Annotated in this window: 21 protein-coding genes; 6 read left to right on the top strand and 15 right to left on the bottom strand. The window is 65.4% G+C overall.

Translation table 11 applies throughout. The annotated features are described in order from the left end of the window. Window positions 1-11: 11 nt before the first annotated feature. Window positions 12-296 (bottom strand): hypothetical protein, encoded by a 285-nt coding sequence (locus B0G83_RS36055; RefSeq protein ID WP_146120359.1) that lies wholly within the window; start codon window positions 294-296, stop codon window positions 12-14. Window positions 297-593: 297 nt separating this feature from the next. Here B0G83_RS36055 and B0G83_RS36060 point away from each other — a divergent pair, with 297 nt between their 5' ends. Both B0G83_RS36060 and B0G83_RS36065 read left to right on the top strand, forming a co-directional pair. Further along, on the top strand, window positions 594-1163 hold the full coding sequence (locus B0G83_RS36060) for a glycine zipper family protein (protein WP_105512061.1): 570 nt from the start codon (window positions 594-596) through the stop codon (window positions 1161-1163). Window positions 1164-1457: 294 nt separating this feature from the next. Then, window positions 1458-3218 carry a PQQ-binding-like beta-propeller repeat protein gene (locus B0G83_RS36065; RefSeq protein ID WP_105512062.1) on the top strand — a complete coding sequence of 587 codons (1761 nt, stop codon included), beginning with the start codon at window positions 1458-1460 and terminating at the stop codon, window positions 3216-3218. Window positions 3219-3479: 261 nt separating this feature from the next. Here the strand turns inward: B0G83_RS36065 and B0G83_RS36070 are convergent, their stop codons facing one another. Together B0G83_RS36070 and clpP are read right to left on the bottom strand one after the other, a co-directional pair. Further along, window positions 3480-4976 carry an NYN domain-containing protein gene (locus tag B0G83_RS36070; protein WP_105512093.1) on the bottom strand — a complete coding sequence of 499 codons (1497 nt, stop codon included), beginning with the start codon at window positions 4974-4976 and terminating at the stop codon, window positions 3480-3482. Between the two features lie 174 nt (window positions 4977-5150). After that, window positions 5151-5798, bottom strand: a complete 648-nt coding sequence (gene clpP, locus B0G83_RS36075; protein ID WP_105512094.1) for an ATP-dependent Clp endopeptidase proteolytic subunit ClpP — start codon at window positions 5796-5798, stop codon at window positions 5151-5153. A 284-nt stretch (window positions 5799-6082) separates the two neighbouring features. Between clpP and B0G83_RS36080 the strand changes: the two genes are divergently transcribed. Next, window positions 6083-7207, top strand: coding sequence for a sigma-70 family RNA polymerase sigma factor (locus B0G83_RS36080; RefSeq protein ID WP_105512063.1), 1125 nt, complete (start codon window positions 6083-6085; stop codon window positions 7205-7207). Here the strand turns inward: B0G83_RS36080 and B0G83_RS36085 are convergent. From B0G83_RS36085 to B0G83_RS36095, 3 genes are all read right to left on the bottom strand, one after another. Then, window positions 7163-8437, bottom strand: coding sequence for an EAL domain-containing protein (locus B0G83_RS36085; RefSeq protein ID WP_105512095.1), 1275 nt, complete (start codon window positions 8435-8437; stop codon window positions 7163-7165). The two genes, B0G83_RS36080 and B0G83_RS36085, sit on opposite strands and share 45 nt — an antisense overlap. A 234-nt stretch (window positions 8438-8671) precedes the next feature. Continuing rightward, window positions 8672-10126, bottom strand: a complete 1455-nt coding sequence (mdtD, locus tag B0G83_RS36090) for a multidrug transporter subunit MdtD (RefSeq protein WP_105512064.1) — start codon at window positions 10124-10126, stop codon at window positions 8672-8674. A gap of 233 nt (window positions 10127-10359) precedes the next feature. Next, a complete protein-coding gene (locus B0G83_RS36095; protein ID WP_105512065.1) occupies window positions 10360-11778 on the bottom strand; it encodes a PLP-dependent aminotransferase family protein in 1419 nt (472 codons plus the stop codon). Window positions 11779-11951: 173 nt separating this feature from the next. On the opposite strand from B0G83_RS36095, the gene B0G83_RS36100 reads away from it, so the two are divergent. Beyond that, window positions 11952-12257: a DUF2917 domain-containing protein gene (locus tag B0G83_RS36100; protein WP_105512066.1), complete on the top strand. Its 306-nt coding sequence runs from the start codon at window positions 11952-11954 to the stop codon at window positions 12255-12257. A 14-nt stretch (window positions 12258-12271) separates the two neighbouring features. Here the strand turns inward: B0G83_RS36100 and B0G83_RS36105 are convergent, their stop codons facing one another. Then, window positions 12272-13495: a citrate/2-methylcitrate synthase gene (locus B0G83_RS36105; protein WP_105512067.1), complete on the bottom strand. Its 1224-nt coding sequence runs from the start codon at window positions 13493-13495 to the stop codon at window positions 12272-12274. Window positions 13496-13635: 140 nt separating this feature from the next. Between B0G83_RS36105 and B0G83_RS36110 the strand changes: the two genes are divergently transcribed. Beyond that, the gene (locus B0G83_RS36110) at window positions 13636-15024 is read left to right on the top strand and encodes a CoA transferase (RefSeq protein WP_105512068.1); all 1389 of its coding nucleotides are present in this window, start codon (window positions 13636-13638) and stop codon (window positions 15022-15024) included. A 25-nt stretch (window positions 15025-15049) separates the two neighbouring features. Here B0G83_RS36110 and B0G83_RS36115 read toward each other — a convergent pair whose 3' ends face one another. Beyond that, entirely contained in the window at window positions 15050-15796 is a 747-nt protein-coding gene (locus B0G83_RS36115; RefSeq protein WP_035548140.1) for a GntR family transcriptional regulator, read from the bottom strand. A gap of 150 nt (window positions 15797-15946) precedes the next feature. On the opposite strand from B0G83_RS36115, the gene B0G83_RS36120 reads away from it, so the two are divergent. Further along, window positions 15947-16792 carry an aldo/keto reductase gene (locus tag B0G83_RS36120; RefSeq protein ID WP_105512069.1) on the top strand — a complete coding sequence of 282 codons (846 nt, stop codon included), beginning with the start codon at window positions 15947-15949 and terminating at the stop codon, window positions 16790-16792. Window positions 16793-16804: 12 nt separating this feature from the next. On the opposite strand, the gene B0G83_RS36125 is transcribed toward B0G83_RS36120, so the two are convergent. From B0G83_RS36125 to B0G83_RS36160, 7 genes are all read right to left on the bottom strand, one after another. Next, complete coding sequence (locus B0G83_RS36125) at window positions 16805-17296, bottom strand: hypothetical protein (protein WP_105512070.1); 492 nt, start codon at window positions 17294-17296, stop codon at window positions 16805-16807. Window positions 17297-17514: 218 nt separating this feature from the next. Continuing rightward, window positions 17515-18456, bottom strand: a complete 942-nt coding sequence (locus tag B0G83_RS38835) for a hypothetical protein (RefSeq protein WP_181157176.1) — start codon at window positions 18454-18456, stop codon at window positions 17515-17517. Between the two features lie 407 nt (window positions 18457-18863). Then, a complete protein-coding gene (locus tag B0G83_RS36140; protein ID WP_105512072.1) occupies window positions 18864-21068 on the bottom strand; it encodes an ABC transporter ATP-binding protein in 2205 nt (734 codons plus the stop codon). Beyond that, on the bottom strand, window positions 21065-21940 hold the full coding sequence (locus B0G83_RS36145; protein WP_105512073.1) for an ABC transporter permease: 876 nt from the start codon (window positions 21938-21940) through the stop codon (window positions 21065-21067). Before B0G83_RS36145 ends, B0G83_RS36140 begins: the two co-directional genes overlap by 4 nt. Next, window positions 21937-22974, bottom strand: coding sequence for an ABC transporter permease (locus B0G83_RS36150; RefSeq protein ID WP_181157177.1), 1038 nt, complete (start codon window positions 22972-22974; stop codon window positions 21937-21939). The genes B0G83_RS36145 and B0G83_RS36150 overlap by 4 nt, the downstream gene beginning before the upstream one ends. A gap of 30 nt (window positions 22975-23004) precedes the next feature. After that, complete coding sequence (locus B0G83_RS36155) at window positions 23005-24675, bottom strand: ABC transporter substrate-binding protein (protein ID WP_105512074.1); 1671 nt, start codon at window positions 24673-24675, stop codon at window positions 23005-23007. 263 nt (window positions 24676-24938) lie between these two features. After that, window positions 24939-25454: a cupin domain-containing protein gene (locus B0G83_RS36160; RefSeq protein ID WP_105512075.1), complete on the bottom strand. Its 516-nt coding sequence runs from the start codon at window positions 25452-25454 to the stop codon at window positions 24939-24941. Between the last annotated feature and the right edge of the window lie 205 nt (window positions 25455-25659).

Below are 25659 nucleotides of genomic sequence, written 5' to 3' on the forward strand. Positions count from 1 at the left end.
AGCGTCGCCGGTTACGGTTGTATTGATCCGCTGCTGTCCGTGCTGGCATCCGTCGACGCTTGCCGGCGCCGATGGCCGCCACGACCGCCGCCGTTCGGTTTGACCGCACTAGCCGGCGCGGGCGGCGGCGGATGATTGATGTACTGGAAGTTCTGCGCAACCGAGGCGCTGGAGAACGTGGTGGTGGTGGCCGGTTGCGCGAACACCGAGTTCTGCAACGCCGGATTCGACTGGGCGAAGGCCGGTGGAATACAGGCCACGCAAGCCGTAGCCACTATGAAAACAAGCCGTTTCATCGTGTCGTTCCTGATGTGTCGTAGACGGGTTGCGTCGAGCCGGCGTCGTGTGTCTCTGCCATCGCGGAGGCCAGTTTAGGCCGCTCACGTCGCAAACAGGTTGCGAATGCGCTTACAAGCGTTACCCGATATGTCTTCGCCGCACGCGTGTAATGCACCACGCCACCGTGCTACGCGCGGCCGGTGCGAGGCGTCGCGAGGTTGTAAGCGGAAAAACGATCTGTAACGATCCTGTAACCAAGCGTTCCAGCTATTGGCCTAACGTTTAAATTCCCATAGCTTCTGAAGCGCCCCAAGATGATCTCCAGCACTAAATCGATTGGCATTGCGATACCGGTCGCCGTCATGGCGCTTGCGCTCGGCGGATGCGCGGTGATGCCGCCGAGCGGCCCGAGTGTGGTCGCGATGCCGCGGAGCGGTGAACCGCTCGGCCAGTTCCAGCAGGACGACTACGCCTGCCGTGACTATGCGAACCGGTCCACGGACCCTAACGGCACGGCCTCCCAGGCCGCTACGACGAATAGCGTGAACAGCGCGGCAATCGGCACGCTCGGCGGCGCCGCGGTCGGCGCGCTGATCGGCGCGGCTGCCGGCAACGCGGGTGCGGGCGCGGCGATCGGTGCGGGCAGCGGTTTGCTGCTCGGCGGTGCGAATGGCGCGAACGGCGCGCAGTATTCCGCGGCGGGATTGCAGGCACGCTACGACGCCGCTTACGCCCAATGCATGACGTCCACGGGCAATACCATTTCGCAGCCGCAGCCCGCCTATCAGCCGGTGTATGTGCAACCGCAGCCGTACTATTACGCGCCACCGCCGCGCTACTACGCACCGCCGCCGGTGATGTACGCACCGTATCCGTATTACTGAAACCGGGCGGCCGCTTCGACCGGCATGCCGGCGCTGTCGAATCAACGGATCCGCGCGGCGGAGCGGGCCGGTTTATTGCTGTCAAAGATTTGTCAGGTCTGGCGGAAAGGCGCGACAGGATGGCGGCAAAGCCGCCAGCAAAACGCCTAGGTTTGAAAGGAGGCTGGGCGGCAATCCGGGTGTCTGACGGCCCTGCCTGCTCAGCACCATCAGTCCTTTCCGGCCGGCACATCAGCTTGTTGACTTCGCCCCCTTCGTGCGGAGCGAGCCGGATTTCGCGCGAACGAGGCGAATATGCGGCGACGGCAAACCGGTCTGGTTAATCCGAGTGCGTGGTCGCGCGTGCGCGCGTGGCTGGCGATGGTGTTCGTCACGGCCTGCTTTGTTTCGTGCGGCGGCGGGTCGGGCGGTTCGTCGACGGTGGCGTCGGGTTCGGCGAGCGGCAGCGGTAGCGGTACGACGGGCGGTACCGGTTCGGGCTCCGGTAGCACCGGCACTGGAAGCGGCTCAACCGGCACCACGCCCACACCTTCGACGACCACGACGATTGCCTTCGCGACCGACGTGCTGATGCATCACAACGACCTCGGCCGCACCGGCCAGATGCTCGCCGAAACCACGCTCACGCCCGCCAATGTCAACGCCACGACCTTCGGCAAGGTCGCGTTTCTTGCCGCCGACGGCAAAGTCGACGCGCAACCGCTTTTCGTCACCAGCCTGTCGATTGGAGGCACGTCGCACGACGTGGTCTACGTCGCGTCCGAGCACGATAGCCTTTACGCGTACGACGCCAATACCTTCGCGCTCCTGTGGCAGGTCTCGCTGACCGGGAGCGGCGAAACCGCCAGCGACAATTTCAGTTGCCAGGACTTCACGCCGGAAATCGGCATCACATCGACGCCGGTCATCGACCGCAACCGTGGACCGAACGGCGTGCTGTATGCCGTGGCGATGACGAAAGACGCAAGCGGCAACTACCACCATCGTCTGCATGCGCTCGACCTGGCGAGCGGCGCGGAGTTGTTCGGCGGGCCAACGGAGATCGCGGCGAGCTTCCCGGGCAATGGTGCGGGCAGTGTCAACGGCGTCATCGCGTTTAGCGCGTCGATGTACACGGAGCGCGCCGCGCTAACGCTGGTCGGCGGCAACATCTATATGGGCTGGACTTCGCACTGCATGTCGGGCGCGTACACCGGCTGGATCATGGCGTATAACGCCGACACGCTGCAGCAGACCAGCGCGCTCGACGTGACACCGAACGGCAGTCAGGGCTCGTTCTGGATGGCCGGCTCGGGGATGTCGTCGGACGGAACGTCGCTATACGCCGTGGGCGCCAATGGGACGTTCGGCACCACGCTGAACGCGCAGGGCTTCCCCGTGGACGGCGACTATGGCGACTCGGCGATCAAGATGACCTTGGGCACGCTGCAAATCACCGATTACTTCGCGATGGACAACGTCGTAGCCGAGTCGAACGTGGACAACGATTACGGATCGGGCGGCGTGATGCTGTTACCGGATCAGACCACTGCGGCGGGTGTCGTCAAGCACCTCGCGGTGACCGCGGGCAAGGATAACAACATCTATATTCTCGATCGCGATTCGATGGGCAAATTCAGTCCGACCGCTAACAACATCTGGCAGGAATTGGTCGGGACGCTGGCGGGTGGAATCTGGGGATCGCCGGCTTACTACGGCGGGGTGGTGTACTACGGCGGATGGAACGATAGCCTGAAGGCATTGCCGATCACGGGCGCGTATCTCGCGACGACGGCGGCGTCGAAGAGTGCGATTACGTTTGCTTATCCCGGAGCGACACCGGCTGTGTCGGCTAATGGGTCGAGCAACGCGATCGTGTGGGCGGCGGAGAACGGCACGGTGGGGGCTTTGCATGCGTACAACGCCAGTAACCTCGCGAACGAGTTGTACAACAGCAATCAGGCGGGGACGCGCGATCAATGGGGCGCGGGCAACAAGTTCATCACGCCGATGATTGCGCGTGGGAAGGTTTATGTTGGGGCGACGAATGGGGTGGTGGTGTTTGGGCTGTTGTGAGGGTTGTGGCCGGACTTGCTGGTGGGGGTGGGTTGGTGGTTTGGTGGTGTGCTTCGTAGGCTGGCTCGGAAGAGAAAAGCCCCTGCTCATTGCGTGAGCAGGGGCTTTTTTGTTGGCGCCGTGGCGCTGTGAGGTCGTGACGCCGTTACGCTGTGGCGCGGTTGGCGCCGTTGCCGTAGTTAGCGCGGCTCGCCTGTTGGGCGTGCTTGTTACGGTGGATAGCGCGTTGGGTATTCATGCGCGGCACCCAACGCGATGCGCTTATTCGGCGTCGCTCGCGGCTGCCTTTCGCGGACGACGACTACGCGGCGCCGCTTTGCGCGCGGCTTTCTTCGCGACAGGTTTCGCCGCCTGTTTCGCGGTTTCAGACGCTTCTTGCTCTTCCACGCGCTCGACGCGCTCAACGCGTTCAGCAGGGGCTGCCGATGCTTCAGCAGGCGCGGCGATCGCCGGGACGTCTTCGATCGTTCGCGGCGTACCCTTCTTCGCTTTCTTCGCGGCTGCCTTGCGCGGCGCGCGTGGCTTGCGACGCTCGATCGGCTTGGTTGCCTGCTCTTTTTCCCCTTGCTCCTCGTCGTCCAGGGCGATCGGGGCAGGCTCAAAATTCTCCGGTCCAGGCCAAGGGAATACCGGTTGCTCGAAGGAAGCAGGCTCGCCCTCGGACGGCGCGTAGTCGTCTGTACCATGCGCATGGTCCGGTTGAGCTTGCACGGCGACGGTACGCTCGGCGCTCGCGCGCTCTTCGTGGACGCCTTCCTGCTGACCACGGCCTGCCTTGCGATTGCCGCGCGTTCGACGACGCGATTCGTGTTTTCCACCCGACTCGGCCGGTGCCGTTTCGGTGACCTGCTGTTCATCTAACTGCTCGACGGATTCGACGGCTTCAGCCGATTCCTGCGCATTTTCGCCGGCCGCGCTCGCGGCTGCGCTCCGATAGACATATGCGCCGGATTTCTCGTCGCGGCCGAATTCAAGCAGACCGCGCGCATGGGCTTCTTCCAGCAGATTGCCGAAGGCGCGAAAACCGTAGTACGTCTCGTTGAAGTCCGGCTTGCGACGCTTGATCGCGTTCTTCAATACGGACGCCCAGATCTTGCCGCTGTCGCCGCGTTCTGAGGCGAGCGCGTCGAACGTTTGGACTGCGATCTCGACCGCTTTCGTGCGGCGTTTTTCGAGGTCGTCCTTGGTGCGGGTTTTCTCTTCGTCGGGCGCGCGTTTGGCTGCCGGTTGGGCGGCCTGTTGCGGACGCGACGATTCGCGCTTGGCGACCGCACGCTGACTCTCGCGCACAAGGTCGTCGTAAAAGAAAAACTCGTCGCAATTCGCGATCAGCAGGTCGGACGTGGATTGCTGTACGCCGACGCCGATCACCTGCTTCGCGTTTTCACGCAGTTTCGACACCAGCGGCGAGAAATCCGAATCGCCGCTGATGATGACGAACGTATTCACGTGCGATTTGGTGTAGCAAAGGTCGAGCGCGTCGACCACGAGCCGGATGTCGGCGGAATTTTTACCCGACTGGCGCACGTGCGGAATTTCGATCAATTCGAAATTGGCTTCGTGCATTGCGCCTTTGAAACTCTTGTAGCGATCCCAGTCGCAATAGGCCTTTTTCACAACAATGCTGCCCTTGAGCAGCAGACGTTCGAGCACCAGCTTGATATCGAACTTGTCGTACTTCGCGTCGCGCACGCCGAGCGCGACATTTTCGAAGTCGCAGAATAGCGCCATGCTGACGGTTTCGTTGGATGACGCCATGTATTTCTCCATTGAAGCGATTCGTCGAATGCGACGAATCGCGACCATGATAGCGATTCCAGCGGAGGTGATCAGCTTTTGTGTTCGTGGCGCACCGATACGGGACGGGACAAGTGCTGCGGAACCGGTTTTTTCCGGTAGTGCGCCCAGCCCCGCTTGGGTCTTGGCGCTTGGCTACATCTCCTGACGGCGCGCCGGACTATCCAGCGCCGCACGCGTTTCCAATACTTCGTCGACGAGTCCATATGCCTTCGCGTCATGTGCCGACATGAAGTTGTCACGGTCGGTGTCGCGCTCGATTTCCTCCACGCTGTGCCCGGTGCGTTCGGCCATCATGGCATTCAGCCGGCCGCGCTGATAGAGCACCTCCCGCGCCTGAATCTCGACGTCCGCCGCCGTGCCCTGACTGCCGCCGGACGGCTGGTGAATCATGATGCGCGCGTTCGGCAACGCATAGCGCTTGCCTCGCTGCCCGGCGGTCAGCAGAAAGGTGCCCATGCTCGCGGCAAAGCCGGTGCACAACGTGGAGACCTCCGGCTTGATGAATTGCATGGTGTCGTAAATCGCCATGCCGTCGTATACCGATCCGCCCGGCGAATTGATGTAAAAGGAAATATCCTTGTCGGGATTCTCGGATTCCAGAAACAGCAACTGCGCGACGATCAGGCTGGCCGATTGTTCGTTCACCGGCCCGACCAGAAACACAATCCGCTCGCGCAGCAGACGGGAATAGATGTCGTAAGCGCGCTCGCCGCGGCCGGACTGTTCAATGACGGTGGGTACGAGGCCGAGACCGGTAATGGAGGGGTAGCTGGATTGCATGGGTGCCTCGTGGTAGGCGGCGCGACACTGTGGTTCGGTGGCGCGCGGCGGCTGATTCGTCGAACCGCGCGCCCGATGCGCCGGTTTCTGCTCATATGACGACGAGGCACCCGGTAGCGTGACAGGAATATTTTTGCGTGCCGCTGTCACATCAGGGGTAGCTGGGGCGTCAAGCTGAAAAGGATGCTGATTGCAGCGCGCGCCTGACTATCCCGCAGGCGGCGAGTTAGCCAGCCAGGCAGGCGCCGCGCACTTACCAATAAGCACGATCCGGAGGTCTACGCATGACGGAACAAGTAATCGACAAGGCATCCAGCTTCCAGGCCGCGCGTGCGCGCCTGTTCGCGCTGGCGTACCGAATGCTCGGCAGCCGCGCGGAAGCGGAAGACGTGGTCCAGGACGTCTGGCTCAAATGGCATCTGGCCGCCACGCAAGAGGTGCAGACGCCGGCGGCCTGGCTCACCACGCTCACCACGCGCACGGCGATCGATCGGTTGCGGCACGTGCAGCGCGAGCGGGTGTCGCTAGCGGCCGGGTGGTTGCCGGAGCCTTGGCTCGACGAGGTGGCGCCGTCGGCGGAGGAACTGGCCTTGCGCGCCGCGGAGATGTCGTACGGCGTGATGCTACTGCTCGAACGGCTGAAACCCGACGAACGCGCGGCCTTCGTGCTGCATGAAGCCTTCGACTGCGACTACGCGGAGATCGCGAAGATTCTCGAACGCACGCCGGGTGCCTGCCGGCAGATCGTCCATCGGGCGAAGGAGCGTCTGCGGCGTGCCGGCGCGCCGTTGGAGCGTCCCGATCCTGCTGCACATGCACGGATCGTCGAGCGGTTGCGCTGCGCGCTGGAGGCGCAAGATCGCGCCGGCTTGCTGCGGCTCTTCAGCGAAGCGCCGGAAGTGGTCAGCGACGCGCCGTTGACCGCATTCGAGCCGGCACGGGCTTTGTTGGTATCGGCATCGGAATCGGCCCAGGCGTTGGCATCGGCTTCGGCTTCGGCTTCGGCTTCCGCTTCCGCTTCCGCACCCCAACCCCAAACGCGGCCCACCCCCATCTCAACCGCGCTGTTCGCAGCACACGAACCGGCAGCAGCGGGTTGGATGGAAAAGGTCACGTCGCTGGCGCGGCATGCACGCCATGCGGAGATCGTGTCGGTGGGCGGCGCCACCTGCATTGCGCTGATATGCGAAGGCGAGGTCGTCGGCGTGATCGACGTGTCCACGGGCGGCTTACCCAGCGACTCGCCGAAGATCGTCGCATTGCGCGCGGTGACCAGCGCCGCGCGTTTGCAATCGGCCAACCGTGTGCTGGGCCGCGCGGCGATCATCCAACTGCTTGCGCGAATCCAGCGGGAAGCGGTGGTGTCAGTTGCGGTGCGCCGCGACTTCCCAGTTGATGTCCACGCATAGCACTTGCGTGCCGTTCGGAGTGTGTGCGGCGATCGAGGCGGTTACGCAGAGGTGGGCTTCGTTAATCGACAGATAAGGCGGCGTCAGATGCACTCGGCCGGGCGCGCGCATCGCCTGGATGAAGTAAGGCCGGCGCTCCCAGCTTGCGCCTTCCGAATGCAGCAGCGGCCGGAATCGCTTCGCGCGTTGCGATGCACGACCCGGCGGCAGCACGTTGTCGCCGATCTGCCGGCCTGAGCCGTCCAGCACGAAACAACGCGCCGTTTCGCCAAGCGTGAGCAGGGGCGCCGTGGCCTGCGCAACCGACTCGCCGGCAACCAGTTGCGCGGCGGCGGTTTCCAGCGCCGTGACATAAGGGGCGAGCCGCGCCGACTGAGCGCGTTCGCGCGCCGCGACGCGTTCGCGTAGCGCGGCGGAGAGCGAGTCCATCAGGCCGGCCGCGGCCTGCGGCTTGACCGGGTCGACGCTCGCGCCCGCGAAGAACGCGCCCTGCACGAAGTCCACGTTGCATTCGAGCGCGATCAGCGCGTCGCGCTCGGTGCTGAGGCCGCCCATCAGTACCAGTTGTCCGGATTCATGCAGCAGCGAAACGAGGCCCGGCAACACCCGCTCGATGTGCGAATGTTCGCTGGCTTGCGCGAGGATGCAGCGGTCGAGCGTGACGATGTCCGGCCGCAGATTCCACACACGGTCAATGTTCGAGTGCTTGGCGCCGAAGCCGTCGAGCGCGATCAGGAAGCCGGATTTGCGCAGCGAGTCGATGATTTCAGCAAAGCGCGTAGTTTCGCCGCCCGCTTGTTCGGAGACTTCCAGCACGACGCGTTGCGGCGGCAATCCCAACGCTTTGAGGCCGGCGAGGAGTGCGTCGCCGTAACTGGTGTCCATCAGCGCGGCCGGGTGCAGGCTCAGAAAGAGCCATTCGTCGTGACTGTCGAACGCGTTGAAATTGCCCAGATGCAGCGATTCGGCAAGCCGCCCGAGTTCCAGCAGGTCGCCGCGCCGCGCGGCTTGGGTAAAGACTTCGTGCGAGGGCACTTGCTTCACGTGCTCGTCGTGCGCGCGCAGCGAAGCGTGGTAGCCAATAGCGCGCCGGTGCGACACCGAGAAAACGGGCTGAAACACGCTGAAGACGGTGTAGCCGCCGTACAGAACGGTGCGCCGGGAGCCTTCGTCGCCGGCCATCGGGCGAGGGGGCTGGAAGCCGGGAGGATCGAGTTCGATCATGCTCATCTTGTCAGTCGTGTGGAGGTGGCGGTGCGCCTGCATGCTCGACACGAGTCCGCACGCGCTAAATGGGAGTTTACAGGATAGGCGAGCAAGAACTATGCGCGCGCGGAAACACACTGCGCGTGCTCGCTTACCACGGTCTCCAGCGGCGATTGTGCGCCAGGGCGGGCGCGAAGGCCACGATTCGCACTTCGCTGGTGCGGCGCACGCCCTGTTGCGGGTCGGCGGCCCGCGTCCTCAGGTCCGCTCGGAAGGATCCGTCTTTTTCGCGGGCGTGCGAATGTTCGGCGCCAGTTGCGCGAAGATCCACGACGAGCCCGCCGTGATGATCCCCACGCACAGAAAGGTCGCGTGAAACGCGGGCAGCGAATTGGCCGCCGTCACGCGCGGCAACAAGCCGGTGAAGGTCGCGAGCAGGGCGCCGGCAACCGTCACGCCGAGGCTCATCGACAGCATCTGGACCAGCGAAAACAAGCTGTTGCCGCTGCTCGCGCCGCCGGTGCCCAGGTCTTTGAGCGTCAACGTGTTCATCGCGGTGAACTGCATCGAATTGACGCCGCCGAAGAACGCCAGTTGCACGAGCCGCAGCCAGAGCGGCTGATCCGCGCTGGTGAGCGCGAAGCTCGCCATGGTCAGGCCGACCAGCACCGTGTTGACGATCAGTACGCTGCGATAGCTGTATTTCACGATCAGCTTCGTCACGAGCCGTTTGGACGCCATGCCCGCGGCCGCCACCGGCAGCATCATCATGCCGGCCTCGAACGCGCTGTAGCCGAGACTCACCTGCAGCAGCAGCGGAATCAGATAAGGCATCGCGCCGCTGCCGATCCGCGCGAACAGATTGCCGAGCAGACCGACACTGAACGTGTGAATCTTGAAGAGGTCGAGCGAGAAGATCGGCGCGGGTTCGCGTACCGCATGCAGTCCATACGCGACGAACGCGGCGAGACTCAGAATCAGCAGCACCAGCACGGTGGCGTGCTGAATGCCGAACTCGGTGCGGCCGTCGAGCGCGAACGAGATCGCGACCATGCCCAGCACCAGCAGCAAGTAGCCTTTCATGTCGAATCTGCCGACATGTTCGTTGCGGCTGTCCGGCATGAAGATAAACGTGGTGATACAGCCCACGATCCCCACCGGCACGTTGATCAGAAAGATCCAGTGCCACGAGGCGATCTTGACGAGCCAGCCGCCGAGCGTCGGGCCGATCAGCGGCCCGATCAAACCGGGAATCGCGACGAACGACAACGCCGCCAGATAGCGTTCCGCCGGAAAGGTGCGGAGCACCGCCAGGCGTCCGACCGGCAACAGCATCGCGCCGCCCACGCCTTGCACGATACGGAAGATCACGAGCTGGTTCAGCGTATGCGCGTTCGCGCACAGCAGCGAGCCGATCGCGAACACGAGGATCGCGCTGAAGAACACGCGCCGGGTGCCGAGCTTATCCGCGAGCCAGCCTGAGACCGGGATCATGACCGCCATCGTCAGCGAATACGCGATCACGACCGACTGCATGCGTAAGGGCAATTCGCCGAGGCTCGTCGCCATGGCAGGTAGCGCGGTGTTGACGATGGTCGAGTCCAGCGTCTGCATGAAGAAGCCGGTGGCAACGAGCCACAGCATCACGGTCAGTGAGCGGGGGGACGGCGAAGAGGCGGCGTCGGAGGTAGGCAGGGTCGGCGGCGTGGTCATGGAGAGCGGCTGGGAACGCGGAGACCCGCTGGAACGGGCAGGGACTCGCTATTCTAGGGAAAAGCGCGCGGCGCCGCAGCGTGCATGCCGCGCGAACTCGGCGCAAGACTCGAACGATGGTGGACAAGGAGAAGGGCACTCATCAGCCACGCCATGCGCTCAATACGGGCCGTGCGGCGCGGTTGTCCGGCCAAAGTACGACATGCGCAGCGGCAATTCCGCCGCATACAGCTTCAGTCCGACGCCGGCAACGCCGCCGCCGCGCGAAAAAACGCCTGCGCCAGCGGGTCGTTGCCGAACGCGATATGGATCCGCGTCCACGGGCTCACCTCCAGGCCCGGCCGGAAATAATGGCCAGGGGCGACCGTCACGCCCATCGTCGCGCCGCACTCCACGAGTCGCTGCGCATTGCCGACATGCGGCACACGCGCCCAGACGAACTTGCCGCCCACGGGCTTTTCGAACAGTTCCCAGCCGGCGCTCTCGAGCGTCTGGATGGTCGAGCCGAGCGCCTCGCGCATGCGGCGGCGCAGACGCTCCAGATACTTACGGTAAGCGCCGCGCTCCAGTAGCGTGGCCGCGACCGCTTCGGCGAAACGCGAGCCGCCGATCGTCGTCAGCATCTTGATGTCCACCAGATCCTTGATGATTGCCGGGCTCGCCACCACGCAGCCGATCCGTAGCGACGACGACAGCGTCTTCGACAGCCCGCCCACGTAAATCACGTGTTCGAGTTGGTCGAGCGTGGCGAGGCGGTCGGTGATATCGGTTTGAAGATCGGCGTAGATGTCGTCTTCGATGATCTTGAAGCCGTGTTCGCGCGCCAGTTGCAGCAGCCGGAAAGCGACCGGCGGCGAGACCGTGGTGCCGGTCGGATTGTGGAACACCGTATTGATGAACAGCAGCTTGGGCCGGTGCAACTTCAACTGCGCCTGCATGACGTCGAGGTCGGGCCCGTTGCGGGTGCGCGGAATCCCGATCAGTTTCACGCCGTGCAGCTTCAGCAGACCGTACAGATTGTAGTAACCGGGATCTTCGACAAAGATCGTGTCGCCGGCTTTGAGCATGTAGCGCATCAGCAGATCGAACGCCTCGCTCGCGCCGGTGGTGATCACGATCTGCGACGTGTCCGCCTGAATCCCCAGCTGACCGATGCGCGCCTGCAGATGCTCGCGCAAGGTCAGGTTGCCGAACGGCGTGGCGTAGTCGACCATGCTTGCGGGGTCGGTGCGCGAGACGTGGCGGATCGCTTGCGCGATGCCGTCCGTGTCGCGCCACGCCTCCGGAATGAAACCGCTGCCGAGCTTGAGCGTTTCGCCCGGGTGGTTGAACTGCTGCAGCAGGTGGTCGGTTTCCTCCTCGGCGCGGCGCGGATCCGAGGTGCCCTGGCAAGTCGTGCCTCCCGGTTGCCGGTCGGCGACGTAGAAGCCCGAACCGTGGCGCGAGTCGACGTAGCCGAGCGACACCAGCCGGTCATACGCCTCGATCACGGGAAAGCGGCTCACGCCGTAGTCGGTGGCGAACTGGCGGATCGACGGCAGCTTCGCGCCGGGGTGAGCGGTGCGCGCCCGGATCCACCCGGTGACGCCGGCGACGATCTGCTCGGTCAGCGGCACGCCGTTGTCCCGATCGAGCTGAATGTCGAGTTTCATTCGGTTCTCTCCTTCACCGTTGGCCGAGACGATGCCTTGACGCCTCGACCTGACAACTGTCCGGTTTTTTGACTGAACAGTTCCGATGAAAGTGTTCGGAACTGTGCATGGGTATTCGATGATGCTACGTCAATAATCGGTACAACAGAAAAGATCTTTGAAGGAGAACGGCGATGCGTGAAGTCCGGATATTTGAATTGGAACAGGGCGAACCCGTGGCGGCCTGGCGTGTCGCGCGTCCGTCGATTTTCAAGGTGATCTCGGGCGAGATCTGGCTGACCGTCGAAGGCGAAACGATGGATCATTGGCTTGCCACCGGCGAATCGGTCGAGTTGCCGCGGCATGCGGTGGCGTGGATCAGCGCCGGTCAGGCCGGGGCGCGTTTCGCGGTGGCGAGCGGCTCGGAACACGTGGTGGCCAAGCTGGTTCCGGGCCTGTCCGTGTTCGCTTGGCTGCCGCGCTGGTTGGGCGCGGCTTGATAACCCGAGCCGGCCTAATAGTCCCCAACGTAGCGCGCGCGTGGCCGGATCAGGCGGCCGTCGCGCGCCTGTTCCATGGCGTGCGCGATCCAGCCGACCACCCGGCCCACCGCGAATAACGTGAATGCCGCGCCGGCGGGCAAGCCGAGCACGCGTTCGATCGCGACCAGCGCATAGTCCACGTTCGGTTGCGCGCCGGTCGTGTCGTACACCGTGCGCGCCAGCGCGAGCACCTCGCCGAGTGGCGAACGGGCCGGCGCGCAATCGGCGAGCAGGCTCAGCAGGAGCCGCGCGCGCGGATCGCCGTCTGGATAAAGCGGGTGCCCGAAGCCCGACAGCGTCGGCCCAGGCGCCCCGTGTTCGAGGCGCGCAAAGCGGTTCGCCAGATAACGGTCGAGATCGGGCGCGCGCGACGCCTCGTCGAGCAACGCGGCGATCCGCACGGTTTCGCCGCCATGTCGCGGTCCCGACAACGCGGCGAGTCCGCCCGCCACCGCGCCGAACAAATGGGTTCCCGTCGACGTAATACAGCGCACCGTAAACGTCGACGCATTCAGCTCATGATCCGCGCAGGCCACCAGGGCCGCTCTCAACAACCCGGCCTGCTGACGGTTGCGCACCTGCCACGCCGACGCGAGTTGCCGATGCAGCGGTTCGTTCGACGGCGCCGCCGAGATCATCGCGGCGGCCAGCAACCGCATCACGGCGCACGCGGTGTCGAGTTGCGCATCGCGGCCGAGCGCCCACACGCGCGGCATCTGCGCCGCCGCGGCCGGCAGCAGCACGAGCGCGCGGTCGAGCGGCGTGCTGTCGCCCCACAGTTTCAGCCATGCGTTCCACTGCGCGGCGGCGAACGGCACCGCCGGCGCCTGAGCAATGCGGCGCTCGCCGCATTCCCATAGCAAGGCGGCGACGTCCTCGAGCGACGCGTTACCCGCCAGCTCCATCGCATCACGCCCGCGATACAGCAGGCGGCCGTCGGCCACCAGCGTGATCGATGATTCGAGCACCGGCACGCCCCAGTCCAGCACCTTCTGCGCCACCTTGCCGGCGCGCTTGCCGTCTTCCTTGCGTTTGGCGAGGCGCCGCACTTGGGCGGCGTCGTAGAGGCGGTGTTTGCTTTGCGCGTCCGGCGTCGACTGGAGCATGCCGCGGCTCACGTAGGCGTAGAGCGTGGGCAGGCTGATGCCGAGCGCGGCGGCGGCTTCCGGTGCGGTCAGGAAATTCGAGGCGGGCATGGGAGGGGGCGCGGAAGCGGGCATGGAAATCGATAAGAACCGAAGAAATCAATATATATTGATTATGATAATCAAGGTTGATTGAGAAGGGATGAAATTCTAGACTCGGTTTCACTTTCCCTCGCTTCGGCACCCACGCCATGACGCCTGAACTCGCTCTCAAACAGATCTGGACGCTCGCGGGCTGCGACCCGACTGCGCTGCACGCCGTCACCCTCAGCGGTGACGATCCGGGGTTGCCGTCGGTCTTCCGGGTCGGCACGCTGGCGTCGGCAACTATCGCCGCGACCGGCCTCGCGGCCGCCGAATATCATCGCTTGCGCTCCGGCCGTCGGCAGCATGTCGCGGTGCAGATGCGGCGCGCGCTCGCGTCGTTTCGCAGCGAACGCTATTTGCGTATCGACGACGGGCCGCCGCCCGCGTTGCGCGATCCGGTGATGGGTTTCTACGAGACGCGCGACGGCCGCTGGATTCAATTGCACACGAATTTTCCGCACCACCTGCAAGGGGTGTTGACGGTGCTCGACTGCGAGAACAGTCCTGCCGCGGTGGCGGCCGCGATTCGCGAGTGGGACGGTGCGGCGCTCGACCAGACGCTCGCCGATGCGGGCCTCTGCGCGGCGTTGATTCGACCGCCCGAGGAGTGGGCCGCGCTCGAGCAGGCGCAGGCGATTGCGGGTCTGCCGCTGTTCGAGATCGAGCGCATTGGCGACGCGCCAGCCGAACCGCCGCGCCTCGGTGATGCGAACCGGGCGTTAGCGGGAGTGCGGGTGCTGGATCTGTCTCGCATCATCGCTGGACCGGTGGCGGGGCGAGCGCTCGCGCAGCACGGCGCGGACGTGTTGATGATCAATGGCCCGCATTTGCCGAACATCGCGCCGCTGCTGATCGACAACGGACGCGGCAAGCGCTCGGCGCTGCTCGATCTGCGCGAGGCGACCGGGTGTGACATCTTGCGCGGTCTTGCCGGCGACGCCGACGTGTTCTTGCAGGCTTATCGCCCCGGCGCGCTGGCGGCGCGCGGATTTGGTCCCGAGGCGCTGGCGCGGATCCGGCCGGGGATGGTGTATGTCTCGGTGTCCGCCTACGGGCACGAAGGGCCGTGGTCGCAACGGCGTGGCTTCGATAGCCTGGTGCAGTCGGCGAGCGGCATTGCGTGGACCGAGCGGCGAGCGGCGGGCTGCACCGAGCCGAAACATCTGCCGTGTCAGGCGTTAGATCACGCGACCGGCTACCTCGCCGCGTTCGGCGCGATGATCGCGTTGGCGCGGCGCGCGACTGAAGGCGGAAGCTGGCACGTGCGGCTCTCGCTGGCGCAAACGGGACGGTGGTTGCAGTCGTTCGGGCAGATTGCCGAGGGCTGGAAAGCGCCCGATGTGTCGCTCGGCGATGTGCGCGATTGTCTGGGGACGGTGGCCTCCGAATTCGGCCGTGTGCTGGGCGTGTTGCCTGCTGAAGAGCTGGACGAAACACCGGCGTTTTTTGCATTGCCGCCGGCCCGGTTAGGTGCGCACGAGGCCACCTGGTAGTGGCTTCGCCCCGCGCTCGTGCTGCCTACTTCCGCAACTCCGCAACGAAGTCGTAGTAATCGTTGCGGCAATACGTATCGGTCAATTCGATTGCCCGCTGGTCTGCGGTGTAGCCCACGCGGGTAATGAGCAGCAACGCGTCGTTCGGCGCGATGCTCATCTGCTGCGCGATTTCGTCGCTCGCATTCACGGCGCGGAAATGCTGCAGCGCGCGCACGATCGTCAGTCCGCGCTGTTCGAGGTACGTGTACAACGAATCGCCGATGGCTTGCGGATCGGGGATCACCGCGGAAGGGAAGGTGGAGTTCTCCACCGCCATCACGATGCCGTCGGCCAGCCGCAAACGCCGCAATCGCGTGACCGCTGCGGCCGGCGACAAGCCGAGCTGAATCACTTCGTCGCGATTGGCCGGCAGGATTTCGCGCGACAGCCACTTCGAACTCGGCGTGAAACCCCGGCGCCGCAGCATTTCGCTAAAGCTCGACAGACGCGACAGCGGATCTTCATAGCGCGGTGTGATGAAACTGCCCGCGCCCTGCGTGCGCCGGATCAGGCCTTGCTCGACCAGCAATGCGATCGCCTTGCGCGACGTGATGCGCGATACGCCGAGCGCTTCGGACAGCACACGCTCCGAGGGCAGGGCCTCGCCGGCGTTCCAGCGGTTTTCGTGAATCGCGGTGCCAAGCTTGCGGGCAAGTTGCAGATACAGCGGCGTGTCGTTTTCCGGGTCCGGGCGCAGATCGCGCCAGCGGTCTTCCGAGGCAGAGTTCATGGGGCTCACGCAAGAAGGGCAAGCGGCAATTCTATGACATCGGCGCGCTGCGTTATAGCGGGCTTTTGCCTGGTGCCCGATCGCATGCCCGTTCAGCCGCTAAACTCGTTCCATGCTTCACCTACCATTGAGCCACTTCGAGGAGTCAGCATGACGAGCGACATCGCAAGCGTGAGCCTGCCCGACGGCGAACGCATTCCGAAACTGGGGCAGGGCACGTGGGAAATGGGCGAGGTGCCGACGCGGCGCGCCGCCGAAATCGCCGCGCTGCGCTGCGGGATCGAATTGGGCATGACGCTGATCGATACCGCGGAAATGTACGGCGACGGTGCGACCGAACAGCTCCTCGGCGAGGCGCTCGCCGGCTTGCGCGACCCGCTGTTTCTGGTCAGCAAGGTGTATCCGCATAACGCCAGCCGGCGCGGCGTGATCGCGGCCTGTGAACAGAGCCTCAAGCGTTTGAAGACGGATCGGCTCGATCTGTATCTGCTGCACTGGCGCGGCTCGGTGCCGCTCGCGGAAACCGTCGAAGGTTTCGAGGCGCTGCGGCGGGCCGGCAAGATTCGCCACTGGGGCGTCAGCAATTTCGACACCGACGATATGGAAGAACTCGTCGCGACACCCGGCGGCGACGCCTGCGCGACCAATCAGATTCTGTATAACGTGGCGCGTCGCGGGCCGGCGTTCGACCTGCTGCCATGGCTCGCCGCGCACAAGATGCCGGCAATGGCCTACAGCCCGGTCGATCACGCGCGTTTGCCGAAGCGCTCGCCGCTCGACGATATCGCCGATGCGCGCGGCGTCTCGGTGTTTCAGGTAGCGCTCGCGTGGGTGTTGCGCGAGCCGGGCGTGTTCGCGATTCCGAAGGCGGGGCGCGTCGAGCACGTGCGGGACAACCATCGCGCCTCGCAACTGCGGCTCGGCGCCGATGAACTCGCGGCGCTCGACGCCTACTTCAAACCGCCGCGCAGCAAGCGGGCGCTCGAAATGCTGTGAGCGCGTTCGCCATCAATTGCAACTGTGATGCATGTGCACGGAGCCTAGCACCGCGACTTCCGCGGGCGTGTGCCTGAGCGAATCGTCGCTGACTTGCGAGGCGTCGGCGATGAAATCGTCGACGATCGCGGACACCTGCGTGTTGCGCAGGCACAGCGACACGCGCTGCGTTTCATTGGCCGGCAACGCGGAACGCTGACCGAGGAACAGCACGCCGTACTGATAGCCGTGGATGATGCCGCGGATCGCGCCGACGCATTGGCCCTGCGCGACGTTGTCGTTTTTCCGCTTGCAGGTTTGCGCGAGCGAGTAGGCGGAGAAGCTGGGGTCGACCGGCGGCGCGGCTTGTGACAGCGTGGGTGACAGCGGCGCGGCCGTGGCTGCGGGCTGCGTGGGTGTTTGCGCCGGTGTTTGCGCATGAGCGAGCGATGCGAGGCCCAGCGCGGCGGCCATCAGCAGGCCAGTTGCCACGCGTGTTGCGAAGGGGGGGACGTTTCGTTGCATGTTGTGGTGCCCTCATATCGAACGTTGAACTTGATATGAGGCGATCGCCGCGGTTTGGTTCCAGGTACGTGCCGTCCGATTGAGCCGGCCTCGCGCGGTGATGCTCGACCGGGGGATCGAGACATCACCGCCGATGCCAGCGGGCAGCGCACGGTAGCCGGCCGTGTCGTCGGCGAAGGTAGGGCGCGGGGGCCCCCTACCCATGAAACGGGCGATTGCTAGTGCCCGTTTCCTCCGCCGTTGCCACCGCCGTTACCGCTGCCGCCCTTGCCTCCGTGACCGCCGCCGAAGCCTCCGCCAAAGCCACCGCCGAACCCGCCACCGAAGCCACCGCCAAAGCCACCACCGAAACCACCGCCTTTGCCACTGCCTGGGCCGCCGCTGGAGCCGCCGCAACCACAGCCTGCGCTCCCGCTGCTGCCGCTGCTGCCGCCACCGCTGCTGCTTCCACCACTACTTCCACCGCCGCTGCTTCCACCGCCGCTACTTCCGCCACCGCTGCTTCCACCACCGCTGCTTCCGCCGCCGCTACTTCCACCGCCGCTGCTTCCGCCGCCGCTGCTTCCGCCGCCGCTGCTTCCGCCACCGCTGCTTCCGCCGCCGCTGCTTCCGCCACCGCTGCTTCCGCCGCCGCTACTTCCGCCGCCGCTGCTTCCACCGCCACCGCTGCTACTTCCCTTGCCGCCTGCACCCGAAGAACTTCCGCTGCCGCTGCCCGAACCAGCGGCGCCACCCGCCGCGCCGCTCCCATTCGCGCCGGCACCGCTGTTGCCTCCGCTCGCCGCACCGTTGCTGCCGCTGCCGCCGCCATGATGGCCGCAGCCGGCCACATTGACGCTCTCGCAGCCTTGCGGCTGGAAGATCGCGGCCGCGTCGTCGGCGGCGGTCGTGTCGCCGGGCGCGATGCCCGTCGCCGATTCGCCGGCGCTCATGCCTGTCGTCGCTTCACCCGCGATCGCGCCGTCGGCTTGCGCGACCGATCGCGTCGTGCCGTGCGTGGCGCTAGCCGGCAGCGGCGCATCGGCGAGTACGACCCACTTCGGGATCACATCGGTCGATGCCGGATAGGCGAGTTGAGTGGCCAACGCGGTGACGCCTGCCACGATCGCCGCATTCCGCAGGATCCCGAAGTAATGCCGGTTATATCTGGTGGTCTTCATCACATCTCTCCCGAGGGAAACGCCGGCGCCTCGCTGCCGCCATCTCTCATGCTGATTCCGCGGCGGCGGACCTGTCTGTTGCGGGCTGCGCCGCGCCCCCGAGTCGGGTTTGCCGATACTCGTCAATCGCTCGTCGTTGTCGTTCGAACCGCGCGAGCGCAGCCGTCATGCCGCGACGCGCTCGCCGGTTCCTTCCGAATCCCATCGGTTGCCGCGCCCGGTTTTAGGCGCGCTGGCGTTCCTCTGTCTGGACACTACTTAGCGATATCCATGCCACTGACCGCAAAGCCTTGCGGCGACAGGCGTCGGATAGGGGTGTGCGATGCCGGCGTCGAAAAAACACCGGAAAACGTTTCGGCGATGAAACGCGCGGCCCCGAAACTCAGGGGGCACCGCGCGCGGCCGAGTTATTCGCTGCGTCCGGCGCTTTCCGGCGCGCTGTCGGCGCCGTTGCCCGGGAGCGTGCCTGCGTCGTCGCGCGAGGCGGCTTGCAGGGTGCGCAACTGATCGATGGGGATATGGCAGCGGATCCGATGCGCGGCCGCTGGTCCGCCATTCAGGCCGCCGGCATCGACGAACGGCGGGTCCTGCTCTTCGCAGATCGCGCCGAGTTTGCGTGGGCAGCGTGTGTGGAACACGCAGCCGGACGGCGGCGAGGCTGCGCTCGGCAGATCGCCGGACAGCCGGATACGCGCGCGAGCGGGACGGCCCACGCCGCCTTCCTGGCCGTCGTGGGTGGTATCGAGCGTCGGCACGGAGGACAGCAACGCCTCGGTATAAGGATGATGCGGCCCGTCGAACACCGCGGCTGCCGGTCCGATTTCCAGCAGTCGGCCGAGATACAGCACGGCGATGCGATCGGCCAGATAGCGCACCACGTGCAGGTCGTGCGAGATAAAAACGTAACTCACGCCGCGTTCGCGCTGCAAATCGGCGAGCAGGTTGAGAATCGCGGCCTGGACGGAGACGTCGAGCGCGGAGGTCGGCTCATCGCAGACCACCACGCGCGGTTCGCCGGCAAACGCGCGGGCAATCGCCACGCGTTGTTTGAGTCCGCCGGAAAGTTGCCGCGTACGCGAGCCGAGATAGCGCTCCGGCAAACGCACGGCGGCCGTCAGCGTGGCGAGCCGTTCGTCGATCGCGGGCCCGCGCAACGACGTGAGCCGCGACAGCGCGCGGCCGATCAAACGCTTGACCGAATGCGCGCGATTGAGCGCCGAGTCCGGATTCTGGAACACGATCTGCAGCGACTTGACCTGTTCGTCGTTGCGCCGCGTCACGCGCGCGGCGAGCGGCGCGCCGTCGAGTTCGAGCACGCTGCCGGCGTCGGGCGTGAGCAGCCCGAGCATCAGCTTGGCGAGCGTCGTCTTGCCGCTGCCCGATTCGCCGACGAGGCCGAGCGTCTCACCGCTCGCGAGGTCGATGGAAACGGCGTCGACCGCGCGCAGCGGGGCGCCGCCCACGTGGAACGTTTTCGAGAGTTTGTCGGTGCGCAGCACGAGCGGGCGCGCTTCGACGTCGAGCGACTCGCGACGACGCTCAGGCAACGCGGCTTCGGCGCCAGCGCGCGGCAATTCAAGCGCGCGTTCGTGGTAATGGCAGCGCGACATCTGATCGCCATGCGCGGCGCTCACCCGGTACGGCGGCGGCGCCTCGCGGCGGCAGCGGTCGTCGGCGAGACGACAGCGTTCCACGTAGATGCAGCCCTGCGTGACCGAGCCCGGCAACGGCAGACTACCCGCGATCGTGTCGAGCCGCTCACTATCCTTGCTGCGCCCGGCTGTCGGCAAACAGCGCAAGAGCCCGACCGTATAAGGATGGCGCGGCCGAGTGAAGACGTCCTGAGTCGCGCCTTCCTCGACCAGCTTGCCCGCGTAGAGCACGCCGACGCGCTCGCACATGCGCCCGATCACGGCGAGGTTGTGGCTGATGAACAGCACGGCGGTGCCGAGTTCCGCGCGCAACTGCGCGACGAGGTCGAGCACTTCGGCTTCGACGGTGGCGTCGAGGCCGGTGGTCGGTTCGTCGAGGATCAGCAGTGCGGGGTTCGACGCGAGCGCCATGGCGATCACCACGCGCTGCTGCATGCCGCCCGACAGCTGATGCGGATAGCTCTCCATCACGCGCTCGGGCGCCGCGATGCGCACGCGCTGCAGCATCTCGCGCGTGCGGTGCAGCGCTTCGTCGCGCGCGACGCCGGCCGCCTCGAACGCTTCGGAGACTTGCCGTGCGATGGTCAGCGACGGATTCAGCGCGCGTCCCGGATCCTGATAGACGATCGAAATCGCATTCGCGCGCAACTGGCGCAGCGCGTCGGCGTCGAGCTTCTGCACGTCTTCGCCGGCGATCACGATCTTGCCCGCCTTCACCTTGCCGTTGCGCGGCAGGTAGCGCAGCGTGGCCATCGCGACCGTCGATTTGCCGCAGCCCGATTCGCCGACGAGCCCATACGCCTCGCCGCGCCGCACGCGAAACGACACGTCCTGCAGCACTTCACGATCGCGTCCGCGCATCCGGTACGTCACGGTCAGGCCGACGACGGTCAGCGCGTCGGTGCGGTCGCTCTTCGACACATCGAAAGCGGGGAACGAGGAGGGCGGCGGGCCGTTCATCGGTCGAGCACGCCTTGCACGCTGTCGGCGATCAGATTGACGCCGACCACCAGCGAGGCGATCGCGCCCGCCGCGAACACCACGGTCCACCAGGCGCCGCCGGCCATCAGCGTGTACGACTCGGAGAGCGCGAGGCCCCAGTCGGCGGAAGGCGGCTGAATGCCGAAGCCGAGAAACGACAGCGTGGCGACCGCGAAGATCGCGTAGCCAAGCCGCACGGTGGCTTCGACGATGATGGGCGGCAGCACATTCGGCAGAATCTCCGCGAACATGACGTACGGCGCGCGCTCGCCGCGTAGTTGCGCCGCGGCCACGTAGTCGAGATGGCGTTCGGCGAACACGGCGGCGCGCACGGTGCGCGCGGTGATCGGCGTGAAGGTGATACCGATCACGAGGATCACCGTGAAATTCGACGCGCCGACCGCGGCCAGCGCAAGCAGCGCGACGATCACGAGCGGCAGCGCGAGCACGGCGTCGATCGCGCGGCCCACCACGTTGTCGACCCAGCCCTCGAAATAGCCGACGATCAGGCCGAGGGTCGTGCCCGCCACGGTGCCGAGCAGCGTGGCCAGCGGCGCGATGGTCAGAATGTCGCGCGCCCCCACGATGACACGCGAGAACACGTCGCGGCCGAGCTGGTCGGTGCCGAACCAGTGAGTGCGATCGGGCGGCATCAGCGAATTGAGCGGATCGGACGCATACGGATCGATCCGCACGATCCATTGCCCGGCGAGTGCGCAGACAATCCACCACGTGACGATCACCACGCCCACCACGAAGGTGGGCGAACGCAGCAGCACGCGCAATTGATCGAAACGCGGCTCAGCGAGCGCGCGTGGGGTCGAAGGCGAGGGCGGGACGATCGTGCTCATTCGGCGCTCCTCACACGCAGGCGCGGATTGAGCAGCACGTGCAGCGCATCGGCGACGAGATTGGCCACCGTGTACACCACGCCGATGGTCAGCACACCCGCTTCGAGCATCGGAAAGTCCTTGGCCTTGGCGGCGTTGTAGATCAGCGAACCGATGCCCTGGTAGTGGAACAGCGTCTCGACCACCACCAGGCCGCCGATCATGTAGCCGAGCTGCGTCGCGGCCACGGTGATGGTGGGCAGCAGCGCGTTGCGCAGCACATGCCGCCAGATCACGACACGACGCGGCAGTCCTTTGAGAATCGCGGTGCGGGTGTAATCGGCGTCGAGCGCCTCGACGGTGCCGGCCCGCGCCATACGCGCGATGTAGCCGAAGAACACCAGCACCAGCGGTAGCACCGGCAGAATCAGATGGCGCAGTTGTTCGAACACGCTTGCGTCGGGAGGATACGAGGCTTCGATCGGCAGCCATTGCAACCAGATGCCGAACACCAGAATCAGCACGATCGACGAAACGAACTCCGGCACCACGGTCGCCGACAAACCGGTAATGCTGATCGTGCGATCGAGCCAGCGCCCCGCATGCATGGCGGACCACACGCCGCCCGCAATGCCGAGCGGCACGACCACGATAAAGGCGAGCAAACCGAGCCTGGCCGAATGCGCGAGCGCATCGGCGATAAACGGCCCGACGGGCTCACGATACGCGTACGACAGCCCCATATCGCCGCGCACGAAATGCGAAATCCACTCGACGTATTGCGTGAGCAGCGGCCGGTCCGCGCCGAGCTGATGATTGAGCGCGGCGACCGCGCGCGCGTCGGCGAGCGGCCCGAGCACCGCGCGGCCGATATCGCCGGGCAGCAACTGGCCGCCCGCGAACACGATCACCGACAGCAGCCATAGCGTGATTAGCGACAAGCCCACGCGCGTCGCGAGAAAACGCACGACGCGCGCCGCGTTGCCGCCGGAGACCGAGCGCGCGGGCGAGGCGGGGGAAGAGGGCGAACTGGGCGGGGTCACCGTGGTCGACATCGTGAGCTCCTGCCGAAAACGCGCCGGCGCTTACGCGCTCAACACCGCGCGGTCGAAATAGAGTTGCGCGAGCGCGGTGAAGCGCACGCCGTTCACGCCCTTACGCATCGCGATCAGTTGATCGTAGAAGAACGGAATGATGACGGGCGTTTCGTCGAGCAACAGCGTCTGGATCTGCCCGGAGATTTTCTTCTGTGTGCCGAGATCGACCGCAGCGACGAATTGCGCGACCAGTTGATCGTATTGCGGGTTCTTGAAATGAGCGGCGTTCCACGTGCCGGTGCTCGTGAGCGGCGCATTCAGGAACACGTTCGGCACGCCGCGATGACCGTAGTCGGTGATGCCGAGCGGCGAGTCGAGCCAATCCGATTTGCCCGGCGTGCCGGCGCCGTAATACAGCGACTGGCTTTCCACCTTGAGATTGATGCGCACGCCGATCGCCTTCGCCGCGTTCTGCACGACGACGGCGAGATCGGGAATCTCCATGTATTTTTCGGTGGTCAGCGTCACGTCGAAGCCGTTCGGCACGCCGGCCTGCGCGAGCAGTTGCTTCGCTTTCGCGACGTCGAGCTTGCGTTGCGGCACGCCCGCATCCGACGACGGAAACACCGGCGCGAACGGACTGTCGTTGCCGAGCTGCGCGCGGCCCTTGAAGAGCCCGCGCACCAGCACGTCGCGATCCAGCGACAACGCCAGCGCCTGGCGCACGCGCTTGTCCTTGAACAGCGGACTGTCGTTGCGCATGTGAATCTGCCGATGCGCGCTCGACTTCACGCCGACGGCCTTGTATTCCGGATTGTTCAGAATGCTGGCGCCGCCCTGTACGGTGAAGGTGCCCATCACGTCCGCCTGATGGCCTTGCAGGGCAAGCAGCTGCGCCTGTTCGTCGGCATAGAAGGAGAACTGTACGCGTTGCGGTAACGCTTTATCGCCCCAGTAATCGGGGTTGCGCACGAACGACGCGCCGACCTTGGCCTGATACTTCTCGAGCTTGAACGGACCCGTGCCGATGAAGCTCTTTTCATAACCGCCCGCGTAGTTGGCGGGCAGGATCACGGCGTTGTAATTGTCCGAGGAAACGTAGTACGGGAAGTTGCCGTTCGGCGCATCCAGATGAAACGCGACCGTGTGATCGTCGACCACTTTCGCGCCGCCTTTCGACAGCACGCCCTTCAACACCGAGAGCGCCGCCGAGCCGCTCGCCGGATCGGCGAGGCGGTCGAAGGTGGCGACCACGTCTTTGGCGCCGAATACCTGGCCGTCGTGGAATTTGACGTTGGGGCGCAGCTTGAAGGTCCACACGTCGCCCTTGTCGTTTGGCTTCCACGACAACGCGAGCGCCGGCCTCAGCACGAGTTTCTCGCCGTCGTCGTCGATCAGGAATTCGCCGGTCTGGTTCAGTAGCGCAAGGCTAGCCGCGTCCGTCACGGTGAGCGGATCGACCGCGCCCGCGGGCGTCAGGTGGGCCACGCGGATCGTCTGATTCGACGCGGCCGCATTGCCCTGGGCGCGTGCACGCGGTGCGTTCAGCACGCCGCCGCCTACCAGCGACAAACCGATCACGCTCGCATAGCGCAGCAGTTCGCGGCGCGTGAGGCGGCCGGCGACGAATTCGTCGAGGGCGTGGTGGCCGTACGCGTCGGCGGTGAGGCGGGCTGCATTGAGGTCGAGGTCGGGGAATCGGTCCGCGGGAGTCTTCATCGATGGAGTGTCCAGTCCGTTTCTGCTGCCGGTTCTGAAGGACCGCACGAGACGCGCGCGAGCGGCGACGTTTGAGCGGTGAAAAAAGCGCAGCGGCGTACGTGGGGTAGCCAAAAGCTGCGTCAAACGGCTTCAGTGTAAGCGATTGCTCTGCGATTCGGCGCGCGTGCCGCGCTGCCGGGTTGCGGATGGGCGGATAAAACGGTTGCTGTGTATCGCCATCACAACGTTCCGCGAAGCCGCCTCGCAGCGGCCGCCGCGAGTCAATGGTCGTGCGGATGCTTGTGAATCGGATCGACCCAGAACACGGTTTCCGGCGCTTCCACCGCATCGATGTTCAGATTGACCACGACCGCCTCGTTGTCGCTGCGCACCAGAACGCATTCGAGCGGGTCGTCGGTGCTCGCGTTGATCTCCTGATGCGGCACGTACGGCGGCACGAAGATGAAGTCGCCGGGACCGGCTTCGGCGGTGAACTCGAGGTGTTCGCCCCAGCGCATGCGCGCCTGGCCGCGTACCACGTAGATCACGCTTTCGAGCGCGCCATGATGATGCGCACCGGTCTTCGCGTTCGGATGAATCGTTACGGTGCCGGCCCAGATTTTCTGCGCGCCGACCCGCGCGGCGTTGATCGCGGCCGCGCGATTCATGCCCGGCGTTTGCGCGGTATTGCTGTCGAGCTGATCGCCCTTGATGACCTTCACGCCGTGCTCGCGCCAATCGACTGGCGCCGTGGGTTGCTCGGGCTTGTAATGCGGATGTTCGTGATCCTGGCTCATGATGCGTCTCCTCGTGGGCGTCGGTCCCGCCGATCGGCATGGCGCCGTCCTGCATTTTTGCACGTTCGCAAAGCGGCAGGTGAACGTGGGGCCGTGCATGCGGCCGTGAAAGAAAAAAGCCCGTCCACAAGGGACGGGCTTAGTCGAGTCGTTCGCCTATGAGCCGCCTGCTTGCGCATGACACAACTTAACGCGCACGAGGCGT

Source organism: Paraburkholderia sp. BL21I4N1, assembly GCF_002973525.1.
In the GTDB taxonomy this organism is placed as follows: Bacteria; Pseudomonadota; Gammaproteobacteria; order Burkholderiales; family Burkholderiaceae; genus Paraburkholderia.